The organism is Pseudomonas inefficax, assembly GCF_900277125.1.
GTDB lineage: Bacteria > Pseudomonadota > Gammaproteobacteria > Pseudomonadales > Pseudomonadaceae > Aquipseudomonas > Aquipseudomonas inefficax.
On the sequence record NZ_OPYN01000063.1, the window covers coordinates 92,790 to 110,027 of the forward strand.

Annotated in this window: 13 protein-coding genes; 9 read left to right on the plus strand and 4 right to left on the minus strand. The window is 64.4% G+C overall.

The genetic code is table 11. From position 1 onward, the window contains the following. Nucleotides 1-73 precede the first annotated feature (73 nt). The 4 genes from JV551A3_RS06880 to gap form a co-directional block, all read right to left on the minus strand. Complete coding sequence (locus JV551A3_RS06880) at nt 74-2,677, minus strand: TonB-dependent receptor (protein ID WP_133970370.1); 2,604 nt, start codon at nt 2,675-2,677, stop codon at nt 74-76. Nucleotides 2,678-2,960: 283 nt separating this feature from the next. Then, the gene (locus tag JV551A3_RS06885) at nt 2,961-3,920 is read right to left on the minus strand and encodes a FecR family protein (RefSeq protein WP_133970369.1); all 960 of its coding nucleotides are present in this window, start codon (nt 3,918-3,920) and stop codon (nt 2,961-2,963) included. A gap of 71 nt (nt 3,921-3,991) precedes the next feature. After that, nucleotides 3,992-4,504 carry an RNA polymerase sigma factor gene (locus JV551A3_RS06890; RefSeq protein ID WP_133970368.1) on the minus strand — a complete coding sequence of 171 codons (513 nt, stop codon included), beginning with the start codon at nt 4,502-4,504 and terminating at the stop codon, nt 3,992-3,994. A 246-nt stretch (nt 4,505-4,750) separates the two neighbouring features. After that, nucleotides 4,751-5,752 (minus strand): type I glyceraldehyde-3-phosphate dehydrogenase, encoded by a 1,002-nt coding sequence (gap, locus tag JV551A3_RS06895; RefSeq protein WP_133970367.1) that lies wholly within the window; start codon nt 5,750-5,752, stop codon nt 4,751-4,753. Between the two features lie 264 nt (nt 5,753-6,016). Between gap and edd the strand changes: the two genes are divergently transcribed. From edd to JV551A3_RS06940, 9 genes are all read left to right on the plus strand, one after another. Beyond that, the gene (gene edd, locus JV551A3_RS06900; protein ID WP_133970366.1) at nt 6,017-7,843 is read left to right on the plus strand and encodes a phosphogluconate dehydratase; all 1,827 of its coding nucleotides are present in this window, start codon (nt 6,017-6,019) and stop codon (nt 7,841-7,843) included. After that, nucleotides 7,840-8,799: a glucokinase gene (locus tag JV551A3_RS06905; protein ID WP_133978453.1), complete on the plus strand. Its 960-nt coding sequence runs from the start codon at nt 7,840-7,842 to the stop codon at nt 8,797-8,799. The genes edd and JV551A3_RS06905 overlap by 4 nt, the downstream gene beginning before the upstream one ends. Before the next feature lie 169 nt (nt 8,800-8,968). Further along, the gene (gltR, locus tag JV551A3_RS06910) at nt 8,969-9,694 is read left to right on the plus strand and encodes a two-component system response regulator GltR (protein WP_133978455.1); all 726 of its coding nucleotides are present in this window, start codon (nt 8,969-8,971) and stop codon (nt 9,692-9,694) included. Next, on the plus strand, nt 9,675-11,129 hold the full coding sequence (locus JV551A3_RS06915; RefSeq protein ID WP_133970364.1) for an ATP-binding protein: 1,455 nt from the start codon (nt 9,675-9,677) through the stop codon (nt 11,127-11,129). The genes gltR and JV551A3_RS06915 overlap by 20 nt, the downstream gene beginning before the upstream one ends. 312 nt (nt 11,130-11,441) lie before the next feature. Then, entirely contained in the window at nt 11,442-12,692 is a 1,251-nt protein-coding gene (locus tag JV551A3_RS06920) for a D-mannose isomerase (protein ID WP_133970363.1), read from the plus strand. A gap of 104 nt (nt 12,693-12,796) precedes the next feature. Continuing rightward, nucleotides 12,797-14,083: an ABC transporter substrate-binding protein gene (locus JV551A3_RS06925; protein ID WP_133978457.1), complete on the plus strand. Its 1,287-nt coding sequence runs from the start codon at nt 12,797-12,799 to the stop codon at nt 14,081-14,083. 197 nt (nt 14,084-14,280) lie between these two features. Next, a complete protein-coding gene (locus JV551A3_RS06930; protein WP_133970361.1) occupies nt 14,281-15,189 on the plus strand; it encodes a carbohydrate ABC transporter permease in 909 nt (302 codons plus the stop codon). Continuing rightward, a complete protein-coding gene (locus tag JV551A3_RS06935) occupies nt 15,182-16,027 on the plus strand; it encodes a carbohydrate ABC transporter permease (protein ID WP_133970360.1) in 846 nt (281 codons plus the stop codon). The genes JV551A3_RS06930 and JV551A3_RS06935 overlap by 8 nt, the downstream gene beginning before the upstream one ends. A 3-nt stretch (nt 16,028-16,030) precedes the next feature. Then, nucleotides 16,031-17,185, plus strand: coding sequence for an ABC transporter ATP-binding protein (locus JV551A3_RS06940; RefSeq protein ID WP_085587535.1), 1,155 nt, complete (start codon nt 16,031-16,033; stop codon nt 17,183-17,185). Nucleotides 17,186-17,238: the final 53 nt, after the last annotated feature.

Below are 17,238 nucleotides of genomic sequence, written 5' to 3' on the forward strand. Positions count from 1 at the left end.
CGCAGGCCCAAGGCTTGCCCAGTACCTGTGGGAGCGGGCGAGCCCGCGAAGAGGCCAGTACAGGTGCAAAGGGTCAGATATCCCAAACCACATTGATGCCGAAGTTGCGCCCCGGCATGGTCAGGCGGTCGATGTTGGCCGGCTGGGTCACGGCCGCTTCACCCTGGCCGTCGTAGCTGCGCACCGAATCCCACTGCCAGTACTTCTTGTCGGTGAGGTTGTACAGGCCGGCGTTGATGGTCACGTCGTCGGTGACCTTGTAGTAACCGGTCAGGTCCAGTACCCCATAGCCCGGGGTGCGGAACTTGGAGCTCGAGCCGTCGGGCGAGTAGAAGGTGCTGTCGTCGACGCGGGTCTTGCGCTTGACCAGTGTCCAGCTCAGCAGCCCGCCGTAGTGCTGTTGTTCATAACCCAGGCCGAACACGCCCTTGAGCGGGTTGACGGTGTTCAGTGGCTCGCCGGTGTCATCGTTGCGGCCATGGGTGTAGGCGATCGAGCCTTGGGTATACAGGCCCTGCGGTGCACCGAAGTGGTCGAGGTTCACGCGGCCCTTGACCTCGGCACCCTTTATGGTGGCGTGCTTGATGTTGTTGGCCTGGAAGGTCTGCTCCAGATTGGCGCTTTTCACGGCGTCCTCGTCGATGAAGTCGCGGTACTTGTTGTAGAACACTGCCACGTCGAAGTTGCCGGCGTCGAAGTTGCCACGCAGGCCGGTTTCATAACTTTTGCTCTTTTCCGGCTCGAGGCTCGGGTTGCCTTCTACGCGGTAGCCTTCCTCGATGTTCTCGAACTTGCCGTACATGGACTTGGCAGTCGGGGTGCGGAAACCTTCGGCGTACTGGCCATACCAGGTGTAGTTGTCGTTGAAGGCGTAGGTCAGGCCGAACTTGGGCGAGATACGGTGCCACTTCTTGTCCGAGTCGTCCTGGGAGGTGGGCGCGGTACCAGAGGACTCAAGGCCACGCAGGAATTCCTCGGTGAACCTGGGCTCCATGCGCGTGTAGTCGTAACGAGCGCCAGGCATGAAGGTCCAGTTGTTCCAGCGGATTTCATCCTGCACGAACAGGCTGTAGGTGTTCACGGTCGGGTCCGGGAAGTCGCTGACCAGCACCTGGCCGTCTGCCGGCCGCTCGGCGCCAGGGCCGGAACAACCTGAGCCAACGGCCAGACAGGTGCCGGTGCCGCTGCGCGAACCGGTGACCTTCTCGTGCTTGAGGGTGGTGCCGTAGGTCAGCAGGTGGTCGGTGGCGCCGAGGCTGAAGGCCTTGTCCAGCTGGGCGTCGAATACCCACTGGCGGTCCTTGTAGGTGGTGTCGCGGGTACGCAGCACCTGACGGCCAGGCGGTGCATAGACTTCCTCGGTGTACTGGTCGGTCTTGGCGATCTGGTAGTTCAGGCTCCACTTCACATGGTCGGCGACCAGCGAATCCAGGCCGAACTCATGGTTGATGCCAAAGCGTTCACGGGTAATGGTGTCGTTGCCGTTACGCGCCTTGTAGTAACCCGAAGCACCACGGCCAGGAATGAACGGCCCGCCCACCGCACTGAGGATGTTCTGGTCGCGGTCATCCTTGTAACGCTCGTAAGTGAAGCCCAGGCGTGCGTCGTCGGCGTAATTCCAGCCCAGCTTGGCCAGTACGTTTGTGGTGCGCACGTCCATCGGGTTGGCTTCGGTACGGGACAGGCCGTCACCGCTGTGGCCGCCGTGGGTTTCGGTTTCGTGACCGTTGCGCTGGCTCAGGTGCACCAGGCCGTCGAACTCGCCCTGGCGGCCGGCGACGGTGGCGGAGGTCAGCCAGCTTTCGTCGGCCGAGCTGTAGCCGGTCTTCAGGCGGGCACCTGCGTCCTTGCCGGGCTTGATGATGTCGTCAGGGTCGAGGGTGAAGTAGCTCACTGCCCCGCCGATGGCGTTGCTGCCATACAGCACCGAGGCCGGGCCGCGGAGGATTTCCACACGCTTGACGATCTCCGGGTCCACGTAGTTGCGCTGCGTCTGGGCGTAGGGGCCGAAGAAGAAACTGTCGGGGATCGACACGCCATCGACCTGGGTAAGGATGCGCTCGCCGTCGATGCCACGGATGTTGTAGCCGTTCAGGCCGCTGCGCTGGCCGGTGCCGGCCACCGACACGCCCGGTTCGTAGCGCACCAGGTCCTGGATGTTGTTGACGTTCTGCCGGTCCAGTTGCTCGCGGGTCTGCACGCTGACGGTGCTCGGCACCTGACTGACGTCCTGGGCGCTGCGGGTGGCGCTGACGGTCACCTGCTGCAGGGCAATCACATTGGCGCTGGCCTGGCGTTCGAGCACCACATTGCCGTTGCCGATCTTGCGAAAGCCCAGGCCGGTGCCGTGCAGCAGACGCTTGAGGGCAGCTTCCGGCGTTAGCGAACCCTGCACCCCTGGCGAGGCAACGCCGTCGGCCAGTTCGGCGCTGAAGCCTACCTGCCAGCCGGTGACCTGGCTGAAAGCATTGATGGCCGAAACCAGCGGCTGCTGGCCGATGCTGAAGCGGTAGTCGCCCATGCGCGGGCTGCTGGCCTGGGCCGGCTCGGCGGCCAGCGCCGGCAGGCTGCAGGTGCCGCTGGCGAGCAGGGCCAGGTTCAGTAGGGAAAGGCTCAGGAGGGACAGCTGCCCTCCATGGCGAGGACGGGTGGAGGGGCGGGTAGGACCTGTGGACATCGGAAGCGCTCCCTGACGCGCAGACTGTTATAGGTGATGGCTGTCCCCGTTTTCAAACGAGAATCAGTTGCATTGGCTATAACGAGACGGGTGGGGTAGCGTGACTGCGTAAAAAAAGTTGGATTGCAGCCTGGCGATCCGTATCGCGACTTCTGTGGGAGCGGGCAAGCCCGCGAAACAGGCACCGCGGTGGATGGCACGGGCGTTGCCCGTGTTCGCGGGCACGCCCGCTCCCACATGGACCGTGTCGGGTTTCAGATTTTGCTGACGATTGATTGGCGGATCAGTTCAGGATGACCAGCGCCGGGTACTCATGCAGCTGTGCCGAGGTGATGTGGGCCAGCGCACGCAGGGTTTCCAGCGGCTGGTCGAGGCGGTAGTTGCCGGTGACCGCCATGTCTTCCAGCTGCGCATTGCGGTTGATGATCCAGCCTGGGTAGTAGCGCTGCACCTCGGCCAGCACCTGGCTCAGCGGGCAGTTCTCGAACACCAGGCGGCCTTCGATCCAGGCCAGGTCCCGGTGCATGTCGGGGCGCTGACGCTGGCCGAATCCCTGGGGGCCGACGCTGATGCTGTCGCCGGCACTCAGGCGGATGCGCTGGTCGCGAGCCCCCTGCAGGTCGACATCGCCGCGCTGCACCCGCACCTGTGCCTCGCCGTCGAGGTAGCGCACGGCAAAGTCGGTGTCGCGTACCTGCGCGCGCAACGGCCCGGCCTGCACTTCAAGGGGCCGCAGCGCGCCTTCGGGGACCTGGAAATAGGCCTCGCCCTGCAACAGGCGGGCGACTTGTCGGCCGTCACGCTGCTCACTGGCAAATGCCGAATTGGTGTTGAGCAGCACTTTTGCCCCGTCTTCCAGCTGCAGGCGCTGGCGCTCACCCACCACCGTCAGGTGGTCGGCCTGCAAGCGCATGGGCAGGTTGCCAAGGGTGAACAGCCCGACCAGCAGCAGCGCCGCCGTTGCCAGGGGTTTCCAGTGGCTGCGCAGGCGCCCGCGCCACGAGCGGCGCTGTTGCTGATGCAACTGTACGGCCACCTGATGCAGCGGTGCGCCATTCCACAGGGCTTCTGCCTCGACATAGGCCTCGGCATTTTCCGGCGCTGCGCTCAGCCAGGCTTCGAAGGCCTGGGTGTCCTCGGCGTTGGCGCATTGCAGGCGCACCAGCCAGTCCAGCGCCTCGTCCATGGCACGAGCACGGGCGCTGGGCCCGGCGGGTGACGGGCGAGGGGGGCTGTCGGTCACGGTGAATCCTTGAATGGTTTTTTGCGAATGATCAAGGCTGAGGCGGGGCGTGGCAAGGGCTTTGCGTTGCCTCACTTGAGGCGGTCGGCGACACCTATGCAGATCGCCATGATCAGTTTCAGTTCCTTCTGTACCGTGCTCGGTGAAACATTCAGTTGTTCGGCGATTTCCAGGTAGGTGGCGCCGTGCAGGCGGCTGAGGATGAAGATGCGCTGCTGGCGTTCGCTCAACTGGTTGAGGCTGATGCTCAGGTGCCTGAGCAACTGTTCGGCATGGGCTGCATCCTCGCTGCTGGTGGCGGGCGCGGCCACGCTGTGCAGCACCTCGTCGGGCACATCGTCGACCAGCATGCGCGATTGCACACGGCGCGCGCGCAGGTGGTCGAGGGCCAGATTGCGTGCGGTCTGGAACACGAACGGTTCGATGTGTTCGATGGGCCGCTCACCGATTGCGCGGGATACCCGCAGGTAGGTTTCCTGCAACAGGTCCTCGGCCGTGGTGGGGTTGCCCACCATGCGCTGCAAGGTGCGCAGCAGGGTAAGGCGCTGGACGAGGAAGACAGAGTTGAACCGGGACTGACTCACTGGGGGACCTGGCCGACGAAAGGTTAATGATAATGCTTATCATCCATATCGAAGGTCAAGCCTGGAAATGTTAGGAAAAGGTAAAGATTGTGAGTCCCCAGCCTTGCCCGGTCCCCGTGTAGGAGCGGCCTTGTGTCGCGATGGGCTGCGCGGCAGCCCCGGGATTTCGACCTTGGCACAGATTGCAGGGGCTGCTGCGCAGCCCATCGCGACACAAGGCCGCTCCTACAGAGAACATGCCGAAGCTCAGCGGGCGTTGCACAACGCCAGGCAGTTATCCAGCATGCGGTTGGAGAACCCCCACTCGTTGTCATACCAAGCCAGCACCTTGAGCATGCGCCCGTCGGCCCGGGTATGGTTGGCATCGAAGATCGACGACAGCGGGTTGTGGTTGAAATCGCAGGAAACCAGCGGCAAGGCGTTGTAGCCCAATACCCTGGAATGCTTGCTGGCCTCGAGGAACAGCTGGTTGACCTGCTCGGCCGTGGCTTCGCGCTTGAGGTTGACGGTGAGATCGACCAGCGACACGTTGATAACCGGCACCCGCACCGCCATGCCGGTCAGCTTGCCAGCCAGCTCCGGCAGCACCAGGCCCACGGCCTCGGCAGCGCCGGTCTTGCTGGGGATCATCGACTGGGTCGCCGAACGCGCACGGTACGGGTCGCCGTGGTACACATCGGTCAGCACCTGGTCGTTGGTGTAGGCATGGATGGTGGTCATCAGGCCCTGTTCGATGCCGAACTCGCGGTGCAGCACCTGGGCAATCGGTGCCAGGCAGTTGGTGGTGCAGGAGGCATTGGAAATGATCTGGTGCGAAGCCCGCAGGATGTCATGGTTGACCCCGTACACCACGGTGGCATCGGCGCCTTTGGCCGGTGCCGAGACAATCACCTTGCCAGCCCCCGCGGCCAGGTGCGCGGCGGCCTTGGCGCGCTCGGTGAACAGCCCGGTGCATTCGAACACCACATCGATCGCCTCGGCCTTCCAGGGCAGTTCGGCCGGGTTGCGGATGGCACTGACCGCGATACGGTCACCATTGACCGTCAGGCTTTCGTGGTCGGCCTCGACGCTGGCGTCGAAGGTGCCGTGCACGCTGTCGTACTTGAGCAGGTGGGCATTCATGGCGCTGTCGCCCAGGTCGTTGATGGCGACGACCTGCAGGTCCTGGCGGTAGCCTTGGGTATACAGTGCGCGCAGGACGTTGCGCCCGATGCGGCCGAATCCATTGATGGCGATGCGTAGGGTCATGGCAGTACCTCTGGCAGTCCGAGTGAAACCTGTGGCACAAAGGAGCTTCACTGAAACGGTTTTGTTGTTGGAATTACAAGATTATTCACCTGCAGATAGAAAACAAGCCTTTTTAGTGGCAGTATTTTGTTTAAACATACAACGAGTGGTTGGGCGACGTGCCTCCATCGATGCAGCGGCTCCTCTACCTTGAGCCTAGGCCGCAATCGTTTGGAGGGGAAATGCCCGGCAAACCGCCCTTACAATTAGCCTGGAGTCCAGTACATGCATCCGCGCATCCTTGAGGTCACCCAGCGGCTGGTCGAACGTAGCCGTGCCACCCGCGAACGCTACCTGCAACTGATTCGCGGCGCGGCAAGTGACGGCCCCATGCGTGCCAGCCTGCAGTGCGCCAACTTCGCCCATGGCGTGGCCGGTTGCGGCAGCGACGACAAGCAGACCCTGCGCCTGATGAACGCGGCCAACGTGGCCATCGTCTCGGCCTACAACGACATGCTTTCGGCGCACCAGCCGTACCAGCACTTCCCCGCGCAGATCAAGCAGGCCCTGCGCGAGGTCGGCTCGGTCGGCCAGTTCGCCGGTGGCGTGCCGGCCATGTGCGATGGCGTGACTCAGGGCGAGCCGGGCATGGAGCTGGCCATCGCCAGCCGTGAAGTGATCGCCATGTCCACCGCCGTGGCCCTGTCGCACAACATGTTCGACGCCGCGCTGATGCTGGGCATCTGTGACAAGATCGTTCCCGGCCTGATGATGGGTGCGCTGCGCTTCGGCCACCTGCCGACCATCTTCGTCCCGGGCGGGCCGATGGTCTCCGGCATTTCCAACAAGCAGAAGGCCGATGTGCGCCAGCGCTACGCCGAGGGCAAGGCCAGCCGTGAAGAGCTGCTTGAGTCGGAGATGAAGTCCTACCACAGCCCAGGAACCTGCACGTTCTACGGCACTGCCAACACCAACCAGCTGGTGATGGAAGTGATGGGCCTGCACCTGCCGGGTGCCTCGTTCGTCAACCCGTACACACCGCTGCGTGATGCGCTCACCGCCGAGGCCGCACAGCAGGTCACGCGCATGACCAAGGCTAGTGGCAGCTTCATGCCGCTGGGCGAGATCGTCGACGAGAAGGCGCTGGTCAACTCCATCGTCGCCCTGCATGCCACTGGCGGCTCGACCAACCATACCCTGCACATCCCGGCGATTGCCCAGGCGGCGGGTATCCAGCTGACCTGGCAGGACATGGCCGACCTGTCCGAGGTCGTGCCGACCCTGTCCCACGTCTACCCCAACGGCAAGGCCGACATCAACCACTTCCAGGCCGCGGGTGGCATGGCCTTCCTGATCCGCGAGCTGCTCGATGCCGGGCTGCTGCACGAAGACGTCAACACCGTGGCCGGCCATGGCCTGCGCCGCTATACCCAGGAGCCGTTCCTCGACAACGGCAAGCTGGTGTGGCGCGAAGGGCCGCAGCACAGCCTGGACGAAAGCATCCTGCGCCCGGTGGCGCGGCCGTTCTCGGCCGAAGGCGGCCTGCGGGTGATGGAGGGCAACCTCGGCCGCGGCGTGATGAAGGTGTCCGCTGTCGCTCCCGAGCACCAGGTGGTCGAGGCCCCGGCGCGGGTGTTCCACGACCAGCAGTCACTGGCCGATGCGTTCAAGGCCGGCGAGCTGGAGCGCGACTTCGTCGCCGTGGTGCGCTTCCAGGGCCCGCGCTGCAACGGTATGCCGGAGCTGCACAAGCTCACGCCGTTCCTCGGCGTGCTGCAGGACCGTGGCTTCAAGGTGGCGCTGGTTACCGACGGGCGCATGTCCGGTGCCTCGGGCAAGATCCCGGCGGCCATTCACGTTTGCCCCGAGGCCTATGACGGCGGCCCGCTGGCACGGGTGCGCGATGGTGATATTGTGCGGGTCGATGGTGTCGAAGGCACGCTGCGGGTAATGGTGTCGGCTGAAGAACTGGCCAGCCGCGACCTGCCGCCAGCGCCACAGGGCAACGACCTGGGCTGCGGGCGCGAGCTCTTCGGCTTCATGCGCATGGCGTTCAGCCCGGCAGAGCAGGGCGCCAGTGCGTTCACCTCGGCCCTGGAGAACCTCAAATGAAGGACCTGCTGGTTGGCGACATCGGCGGCACCAATGCCCGTTTTGCGTTGTGGCGTGACAACCAGCTGCATGAAGTGAAGGTCTTCGCGACCGAGGACTACACCAGCCCGGAACAGGCCATCGAGGCGTACCTCGACGGGCTTGGCATTGCTCGCGGTGGGCTGATTGCGGCCTGCCTTGCAGTGGCCGGGCCGGTCAACGGTGACGAGTTCCGCTTCACCAACAACCATTGGCGCCTGAGCCGCCTCGCATTCTGCCAGAGGCTACAGATCGAGCAGCTGCTGCTGATCAATGATTTCACCGCCATGGCGCTGGGCATGACCCGTCTGCGCGAAGGCGAATTCCGTGAGGTATGCCCGGGCCAGGCCGACCTTTCGCGTCCTGCGTTGGTCATCGGCCCGGGCACCGGCCTGGGCGTTGGCTCCCTGTTGCGTCTGGGCGACCAGCGCTGGTGCGCCTTGCCGGGCGAGGGCGGGCACGTCGACTTGCCAGTGGGCAATGCCCGTGAAGCGGCGATTCACCAACAGATCCACAGCCAGATCGGCCATGTCAGCGCCGAGACTGTGCTCAGTGGCGGTGGCCTGCTGCGCCTTTACCAGGCGATCTGCGCGCTGGACGGCGACACACCGCGACACAAGACACCGGCACAGATCACCGATGCCGCGCTCGGCGGCGAGCCACGGGCGTTGGCGGTGGTCGAGCAGTTCTGCCGGTTCCTCGGCCGAGTCGCTGGTAACAATGTTCTGACGCTGGGCGCACGGGGTGGGGTCTATATTGTCGGCGGCGTGATCCCACGCTTTGCCGAGCTGTTCCTGCGCAGCGGGTTTGCCGCGAGCTTTGCCGACAAGGGTTGCATGAGTGGGTATTTCGCTGGCGTGCCGGTGTGGCTGGTGACAGCGGAGTTTTCCGGGTTGCTGGGGGCCGGGGTGGCCTTGCAGCAGGCGTTGGATCACTGACTGGGGCCGCTTTGCGGCCCTTCGCGGGCTTGCCCGCTCCCACAGGTGTGTCGCTGTGCCCATGAAATGTGCGATCCGTGTGGGAGCGGGCAAGCCCGCGAAGGGCTGCAAAGCAGCCCCAATAAAAACAGGCAACAAAGACCTGTAATCAACAAGAGGAAGGACCACCTTGAGCACTGCCGGCAAATCGATCCTGATGGTCGACGACGACCAGGAAATCCGCGAACTGCTGCAAACCTACCTGAGCCGCTCCGGCTTCCAGGTGCATGCCGAAGCCGACGGCAAGGGCTTTCGCCGCGCGCTGGAAACCACCCCCTGCGACCTGGTCATCCTCGATGTCATGCTGCCCGACGAAGACGGCTTCAGCCTGTGCCGCTGGGTACGCCAGCACCCCCGCCAGGCACGAGTACCGATCATCATGCTCACTGCCAGCTCCGACGAAACCGACCGGGTCATCGGCCTGGAGCTGGGCGCTGACGACTACCTGGGCAAGCCGTTCAGCCCCCGCGAACTGCAAGCGCGGATCAAGGCCCTGCTGCGCCGCGCCGAGTTCGGCCAGGCGGCGCCCGGCAATGCCGTGCTGGCTTTCGACGACTGGCGCTTGGATACGGTCAGCCACCGCCTGTTCCATCGCGACGGCGAGGAGGTGATTCTCTCCGGCGCCGACTTCGCCCTGCTCAAGCTGTTCCTCGACCACCCACAGCAGATACTCGACCGCGACACCATCGGCAACGCCACCCGTGGCCGCGAGCCGATGCCGCTGGACCGCATCGTCGACATGGCGGTCAGCCGCCTGCGCCAGCGCCTGCGCGATACCGACAAACCACCCCGGCTGATCCGCACCGTACGCGGCAGCGGCTACCTGTTGGCTGCCCATGTCTGCAATGCGCCCTGAGCGGCGCTGGCGCCTGCTGCCGCGCTCGCTACTGGGGCGCATGCTGCTGCTGACCCTGCTGGTGGTGCTGCTGGCCCAGGGGCTGTCGAGCATCATCTGGGTTGCCCAATTGCGCGCCAGCCAGTTGCAGGGCCTGCGTGCCAGCGCCAGCAGCCTGGCTCATTCGATGAGTGCCAGCGTCAGCTACTTCCGCTCGCTGCCGGTCGCCTACCGGCCGATGGTCCTGGACCAACTGCGCAGCATGGGCGGCACGCGCTTTTTCGTGTCGCTCAACGCCAAGCCGCTGGACATGCCGCTACTGCCCGTTACCCCGCGCAAGCAGGCGGTGATCGATGTGTTCCAGCAAGTGCTGCATGAGCGCCTGGGTTCGCAAATGGAAATTTCCGTGGAGTTCGTCAGCCCCGACGACCTCCGCATCTTCAACAGCGGCCTCAAGCTCGACGAACTGCCACGTTCCTGGGCGCATTACTCACTGACCCTGGAACCGCTCAACCCGCCGGTACTGGTCACGCAGATCCGCCTGGACGAGGGCGAATGGCTGTACATCGCCTCGCTGCTGCCGGAGCCCTACACCAGCCTGGAGGCCGAGCGCCTGCCGCGTCAGCAGATCGGCTTCATAGTGCTGACCACGGCTTTGCTGTTGTTGTTCATCGGCTTGCTGGTGCACTGGCAAAGCTGGCCGCTCAAACGCCTGGCGCGGGCTGCGCGGGAGATGTCGCTGGGCGCCGATGTGGCGCCGGTGGCCGAAGGCGGTGGCAGCGAGGTGGTCGAGGTGGGGCGTGCTTTCAACAACATGCGCGAGCGCATCAGCCGCTACCTGACCGAACGCAGCCAGTTGTTCAGCGCCATTTCCCACGACCTGCGCACGCCGATCACCCGCTTGCGCCTGCGCGTCGAGCTGCTGGAGGACGAGCGCCTGCAGGCCAAGTTCAGCCAGGACCTGGACGAGCTGGAGCTGTTGGTAAAAGGTGCATTGCAGTGCGTGAAGGACACCGACATCCACGAAAACATCGAGCCGGTCGACCTCAACCAGGTGCTTGAGATCCTCGCCGAGCCTTACCTGGGCGATGGCCGCATCACGCTCGAAGGCCGTGCGCTGGCGCCGTACCCCGGCAAGCCACTGGCGCTGCGGCGCTGCATCGGCAACCTGATCGACAACGCCATCAAGTACGGCGAGCGGGCACGGCTGCGCATCATCGATAATGCCGAGGGGTTCGTCCTGCAGGTGGATGACCATGGGCCGGGGGTGCCGCAGCAGCAGCTGGAGCAGGTGTTCGAGCCGCACTTCCGTCTGGCCGGGCAGCAGCAGGGGTACGGGCTGGGGTTGGGGATTGCGCGCAACATTGCCCATAGCCATGGCGGGGAGGTGAGCTTGCTCAACCTGCGTGAGGGCGGGTTGCGGGTGACCTTGTATCTGCCACGAGGCATGGACTGAGGGTATGGGTTGCTGGTGCCGGCCTCTTCGCGGGTGAACCCGCTCCCACAGCGGGCCCATAGGCCCATGCAAAGCCCGAGGCTGGTGCAAAAACCTGTGGGAGCGGGTGAACCCGCTCCCACAGCGGGCCCACAGGCCCATGCAAAGCCCGAGGCTGGTGCAAAAACCTGTGGGAGCGGGTTCACCCGCGAAGAGGCCGGCACAGGCAAGCGAAATGTCACTGCCTGGTGACAATCCAGCCGTCCTTCGTGACATCCCGCCAAACCCCACTAGCTAGAATTCGCACACGACTGGCAAGGATCAAGCTGGCCCATGAGCACCTCCAACCTGCCTTCCACCCGCTGGCTCGACGCCCCGGCCCACACCGCCTGGCGCATTGCCGAAGGGCAGCGCCTGCTGGCCTTCGCCACGGCGTCGAAACTGCCCGATGGCTTCGGCAGCCTCGACGCCGCAGGCCTGCTCGCACCGGGTGCCCGCGCCGAAACCCTGATCACCGCCCGCATGACCCACTGTTTCGCCCTGGCCCACCTGCAGGGCGTGCCCGGTTACCTGGCCTACGCCGAACACGGTGTGGCCGCCCTGCGCGGCGCGCTGCAGGATGCCACCTACGGCGGCTGGTTCGCCCACCCCGGCGGCCATGACGACAGCGGCAAGGCGGCTTACCTGCATGCCTTCGTCGCTCTGGCCGCCAGCTCGGCGGTGATGGCAGGTGCTGGCGGTGCACCAGCCCTGCTGGCAGACGCGGTGAAGGTGCTCGAAGCGCATTTCTGGAGCGAAGAGGAGGGCGCCCTGCGGGAAGCCTTCTCCCGCGCCTGGCAGTTGCCCGAGCAGTACCGTGGCGCCAACAGCAACATGCATGCGGTCGAGGCCTTCCTGGCCCTTGCAGACGTCACTGGCGACAGCCTGTGGCTGCAACGCGCCTTGCGCATCGCCGAACGCATCATCCATACCCATGCTGCCTCCAACGGCCACCGGGTCATCGAGCATTTCGATGCCCTCTGGCAACCAATGCCGCACTACAACCAGGCGCACCCGGCAGACCACTTCCGGCCTTATGGCTCCACGCCCGGGCATGCCCTGGAGTGGGCGCGGTTGCTGCTGCACCTGGAGGCCAGCCTGGAACGGTTTGGCCTGCATGCCCCGCAGTGGCTGCCGGACTGTGCCCGTGCATTGTTCGATACAGCCTGCCAGCAGGCCTGGAGCGTCGATGACGCGCCCGGTTTCGTCTACACCCTGGACTGGGACGATCGCCCGGTGGTGCGCGCACGCCTGCACTGGGTGCACGCCGAAGCCTGCGCCGCCGCCGCGGCACTGTTGCAGCGCACGGGCGAGGCGCACTACGAGCAGTGGTACCGCCGTTGCTGGGACTTCATCGCCAACCATTTCATTGACCACGGCGCTGGCAGCTGGCACCACGAGCTCGACATGCGCAACCAGCCGGCCGCAACCATCTGGCCTGGCAAGCCCGACCTCTACCATGCCTATCAGGCGCTATTGCTGCCGGGCTTGCCATTGGCACCCAGCCTGGCCAGCAACCTGGCCGGCAATGTAACCAAACGATGACATTCACGCATCGCTTCGTTACCTGACGAGGCGAGCACGCTGTTTAGACTTCATGCAACGCAAGCGATCGACTTGCACGGCATAACAACAAGAAAGGTGCTTCGATGAATTCCACGCTCCGGCTCGCTGCCGCCATCTCCCTGGCCTCGTTACTTCCATTCAATGCCCTGGCTGCTGAACCCAAAGGCAGTGTCGAGGTGGTGCACTGGTGGACCTCCGGTGGTGAAAAAGCGGCGGTCGATGTACTCAAGGCCCAGGTCGAAAAGGATGGCTTCACCTGGAAGGACGGCGCCGTCGCCGGCGGCGGTGGTGCCACCGCCATGACCGTGCTCAAAAGCCGCGCCGTGGCAGGCAACCCGCCGGGTGTCGCGCAAATCAAGGGCCCGGACATCCAAGACTGGGCGGCTACCGGCCTGCTCGACGCCGATGTGCTCAAGGGCGTGGCCAAGGACGAAAAGTGGGACTCCCTGCTCGACAAGAAGGTCGCGGACACCGTCAAGTACGATGGTGACTATGTCGCCGTGCCGGTGAACATCCACCGCATCAACTGGCTGTGGATCAACCCCGACGTCTTCAAGAAGGCCGGCATCGACAAGGCGCCAGCCACCCTCGACGAATTCTACGCCGCCGCCGACAAGCTCAAGGCCGCCGGCTTCATCCCGCTCGCCCATGGCGGTCAGCCGTGGCAGGACAGCACCGTGTTCGAAAGCGTGGTGCTGGCGGTGATGGGGGCTGATGGCTACAAGAAGGCCCTGGTCGACCTCGACAGCACGGCCCTGACCGGCCCGCAGATGGTCAAGGCGCTGACCGAACTGAAGAAGGTCGCCACCTACATGGACCCGGATGGCAAAGGCCAGGACTGGAACCTGGAAGCGGCCAAGGTCATCAACGGCAAGGCCGGCATGCAGATCATGGGCGACTGGGCCAAGAGCGAATGGACCCTGGCGAAGAAAACCGCCGGCAAGGATTACCAGTGCGTGCCATTCCCCGGCACCGACAAGGCCTTCCTGTACAACATCGACTCACTGGTGGTGTTCAAGCAGAACGACGCCGGCACCTCGGCCGGCCAGCAGGATATTGCCCGCAAGGTGCTGGGCGAGGACTTCCAGAAGGTCTTCAGCACCAACAAGGGCTCGATCCCGGTGCGCAACGACATGCTTGCCGACATGGGTAAATACGGTTTCGATGCCTGCGCCCAAACCTCCGCCAAGGACTTCCTGGCCGACGCCAAGACCGGCGGCCTGCAGCCGAGCATGGCGCACAACATGGCTACCACGCTGGCCGTGCAGGGCGCGTTCTTCGATGTGGTGACCAACTACATCAACGACCCCAAGGCCGACCCGGCCGATGCGGCGAAGAAACTGGCAGCGGCGATCAAGGCTGCCCAGTAAACGCTGACTCGAGACTGGCGCGGTCTGATGTGGGAGCGGCCTTGTGTCGCGATAGGACCGCGAGGCGGTCCCCAATCCAGGCAGCGCAGTCCTTTCAGAACAGCTTCGTTCCGCAGGCCCCCGGGGCTGCTTCGCAGCCCTTTCGTGACACAAGGCCGCTCCCACAAAAGCGGGCCGTTGTGCCTTCGAGGTGAACCATGACCACAGCAACCGCCCAACTGCGGGCCTCACCCCTGGACGCGCTACAGCGCTGGCTGCCCAAGCTGGTACTGGCCCCAAGCATGTTCATCGTCCTGGTGGGCTTCTACGGCTACATCCTCTGGACCTTCGTCCTGTCCTTCACCACTTCGACCTTCCTGCCGACCTACAAATGGGCCGGCCTGGCGCAGTACGCCCGGCTGTTCGACAACGACCGCTGGTGGGTGGCAAGCAAGAACCTGCTGCTGTTCGGCGGCCTGTTCATCGCCATCAGCCTGGTCATCGGCGTAGTGCTGGCGGTCTTGCTGGACCAGCGCATTCGTCGCGAAGGTTTCATCCGCACCATCTACCTGTACCCCATGGCGCTGTCGATGATTGTCACCGGCACCGCCTGGAAGTGGCTGCTCAACCCCGGCATGGGCCTGGATAAGCTGCTGCGCGACTGGGGCTGGGAGGGCTTTCGCCTGGACTGGCTGATCGATCCCGACCGGGTGGTGTACTGCCTGGTGATCGCTGCCGTGTGGCAGGCCTCGGGCTTCATCATGGCAATGTTCCTTGCCGGCCTGCGTGGCGTCGACCCGTCGATCATCCGCGCCGCGCAGATCGACGGTGCCAGCCTGCCGCGCATCTACTGGCGTGTGGTGCTGCCCAGCCTGCGCCCGGTGTTCTTCAGCTCGCTGATGATTCTTTCGCACATTGCCATCAAGAGCTTCGACCTGGTGGCGGCCATGACGGCCGGCGGCCCAGGCTACTCGTCCGACCTGCCGGCGATGTTCATGTATTCGTTCACCTTCAGCCGCGGCCAGATGGGCATGGGCTCGGCCAGCGCCATCCTCATGCTCGGTGCGATCCTGGCCATCCTCGTGCCTTACCTGTACTCGGAGCTGCGGAGCAAACGCCATGCATAGCCCTCTCGACAAAATGGTGCCGAGCCCAAGCCGCATCGCCATCCATGCGGTGCTGTTGCTGGCGGTGCTGCTGTACCTGGTGCCGCTGGTGGTGATGCTGCTGACCAGCTTCAAGACCCCGGAAGACATCAGCACCGGCAACCTGCTGAGCTGGCCGGCGGTAATTACCGGCATCGGCTGGGTGAAGGCATGGAGCACGGTCAGCGGTTACTTCTGGAACTCGATCATGATCACCGTGCCAGCGGTGCTGATCTCCACCACCATTGGCGCGCTGAACGGCTATGTGTTGTCGATGTGGCGCTTCCGCGGTTCGCAGCTGTTCTTCGGCCTGCTGCTGTTCGGCTGCTTCCTGCCGTTCCAGACCGTGCTGCTGCCGGCCTCGTTCACCCTCGGCAAGCTCGGCCTGGCCAGCACCACCACCGGCCTGGTACTGGTGCACGTGGTCTACGGCCTGGCCTTCACCACGCTGTTCTTCCGCAACTTCTACGTGAGCATCCCCGATGCGCTGGTCAAGGCCGCGCGCCTGGACGGTGCCGGGTTCTTCACCATCTTCCGCCGCATCATCCTGCCGATGTCCACGCCGATCATCATGGTCTGCCTGATCTGGCAGTTCACCCAGATCTGGAACGATTTCCTGTTCGGCGTGGTGTTCTCCAGCGGCGACTCGCAACCGATTACCGTGGCCCTGAACAACCTGGTCAACACCAGCACCGGGGCCAAGGAATACAACGTCGACATGGCGGCGGCGATGATCGCCGGCCTGCCAACCCTGCTGGTCTACGTGGTGGCAGGCAAATATTTCGTCCGCGGGCTGACTGCTGGCGCGGTAAAGGGGTAAGTCATGGCAACGCTCGAACTTCGCAATGTGAACAAGACCTACGGCAGCGGCTTGCCGGACACCCTCAAGGACATCCAGCTGTCGATCAAGGACGGCGAGTTCCTGATCCTGGTCGGCCCGTCTGGTTGCGGCAAGTCGACCCTGATGAATTGCATCGCCGGGCTGGAGCAGATCACCGGCGGTGCGATTCTCATCGACCAGCAGGACGTCAGCGGCATGAGCCCCAAGGACCGCGACATCGCCATGGTGTTTCAGTCCTACGCGCTGTACCCGACCATGAGCGTACGTGAGAACATCGAGTTCGGCCTGAAGATCCGCAAGCTGCCCCAGGCCGCCATCGACGAGGAAGTGGCGCGGGTGGCCAAGCTGTTGCAGATCGAGCACCTGCTGGCGCGCAAGCCGGCGCAGCTGTCCGGCGGCCAGCAGCAGCGCGTGGCCATGGGCCGGGCGCTGGCACGGCGGCCGAAGATCTACCTGTTCGATGAACCGCTTTCCAACCTCGATGCCAAGCTGCGCGTCGAGATGCGTACCGAAATGAAATTGATGCACCAGCGCCTGAAGACCACCACCGTGTACGTCACCCATGACCAGATCGAGGCGATGACCCTGGGCGACAAGGTGGCGGTGATGAAGGACGGCATCATCCAGCAGTTCGGTACTCCGCAGCAGATCTACAACGACCCGGCCAACCAGTTCGTCGCCAGCTTCATCGGTTCGCCGCCGATGAACTTCATCCCGGTGCGCCTCACGCAGCAGGACGGGCGCCTGCTGGCCGTGCTGGACAGCGGCCAGGCGCGTTGCGAACTGCCCCTGGGGGTGGCTGCTGACGAGCTGGATGGCCGCGAGATCATCCTGGGCATCCGCCCCGAGCAGATTGCCCTGGGCGCAGCCGAGGGCAATGGCCTGCCCGGCATTCGCGCCGAGGTGCAGGTGACCGAGCCCACCGGGCCAGACCTGCTGGTGTTCGTCACCCTCAACCAGACCAAGGTCTGCTGCCGCCTGGCGCCGGATGTGGCGTGCCGGGTCGGCGACAGCCTGAACCTGCAATTCGACCCGGCCCGGGTGCTGCTGTTCGACGCCGCCAGCGGCGAGCGCCTGCACTTGGCCACTACTGCCGCAACCATGAAAGACAACGTGGCGCACTTCAAAGGCCGATAACTCGTCTACACCATCAATAAGAAAAAAGAGGACGCAAAGGGATGGAACAGCGC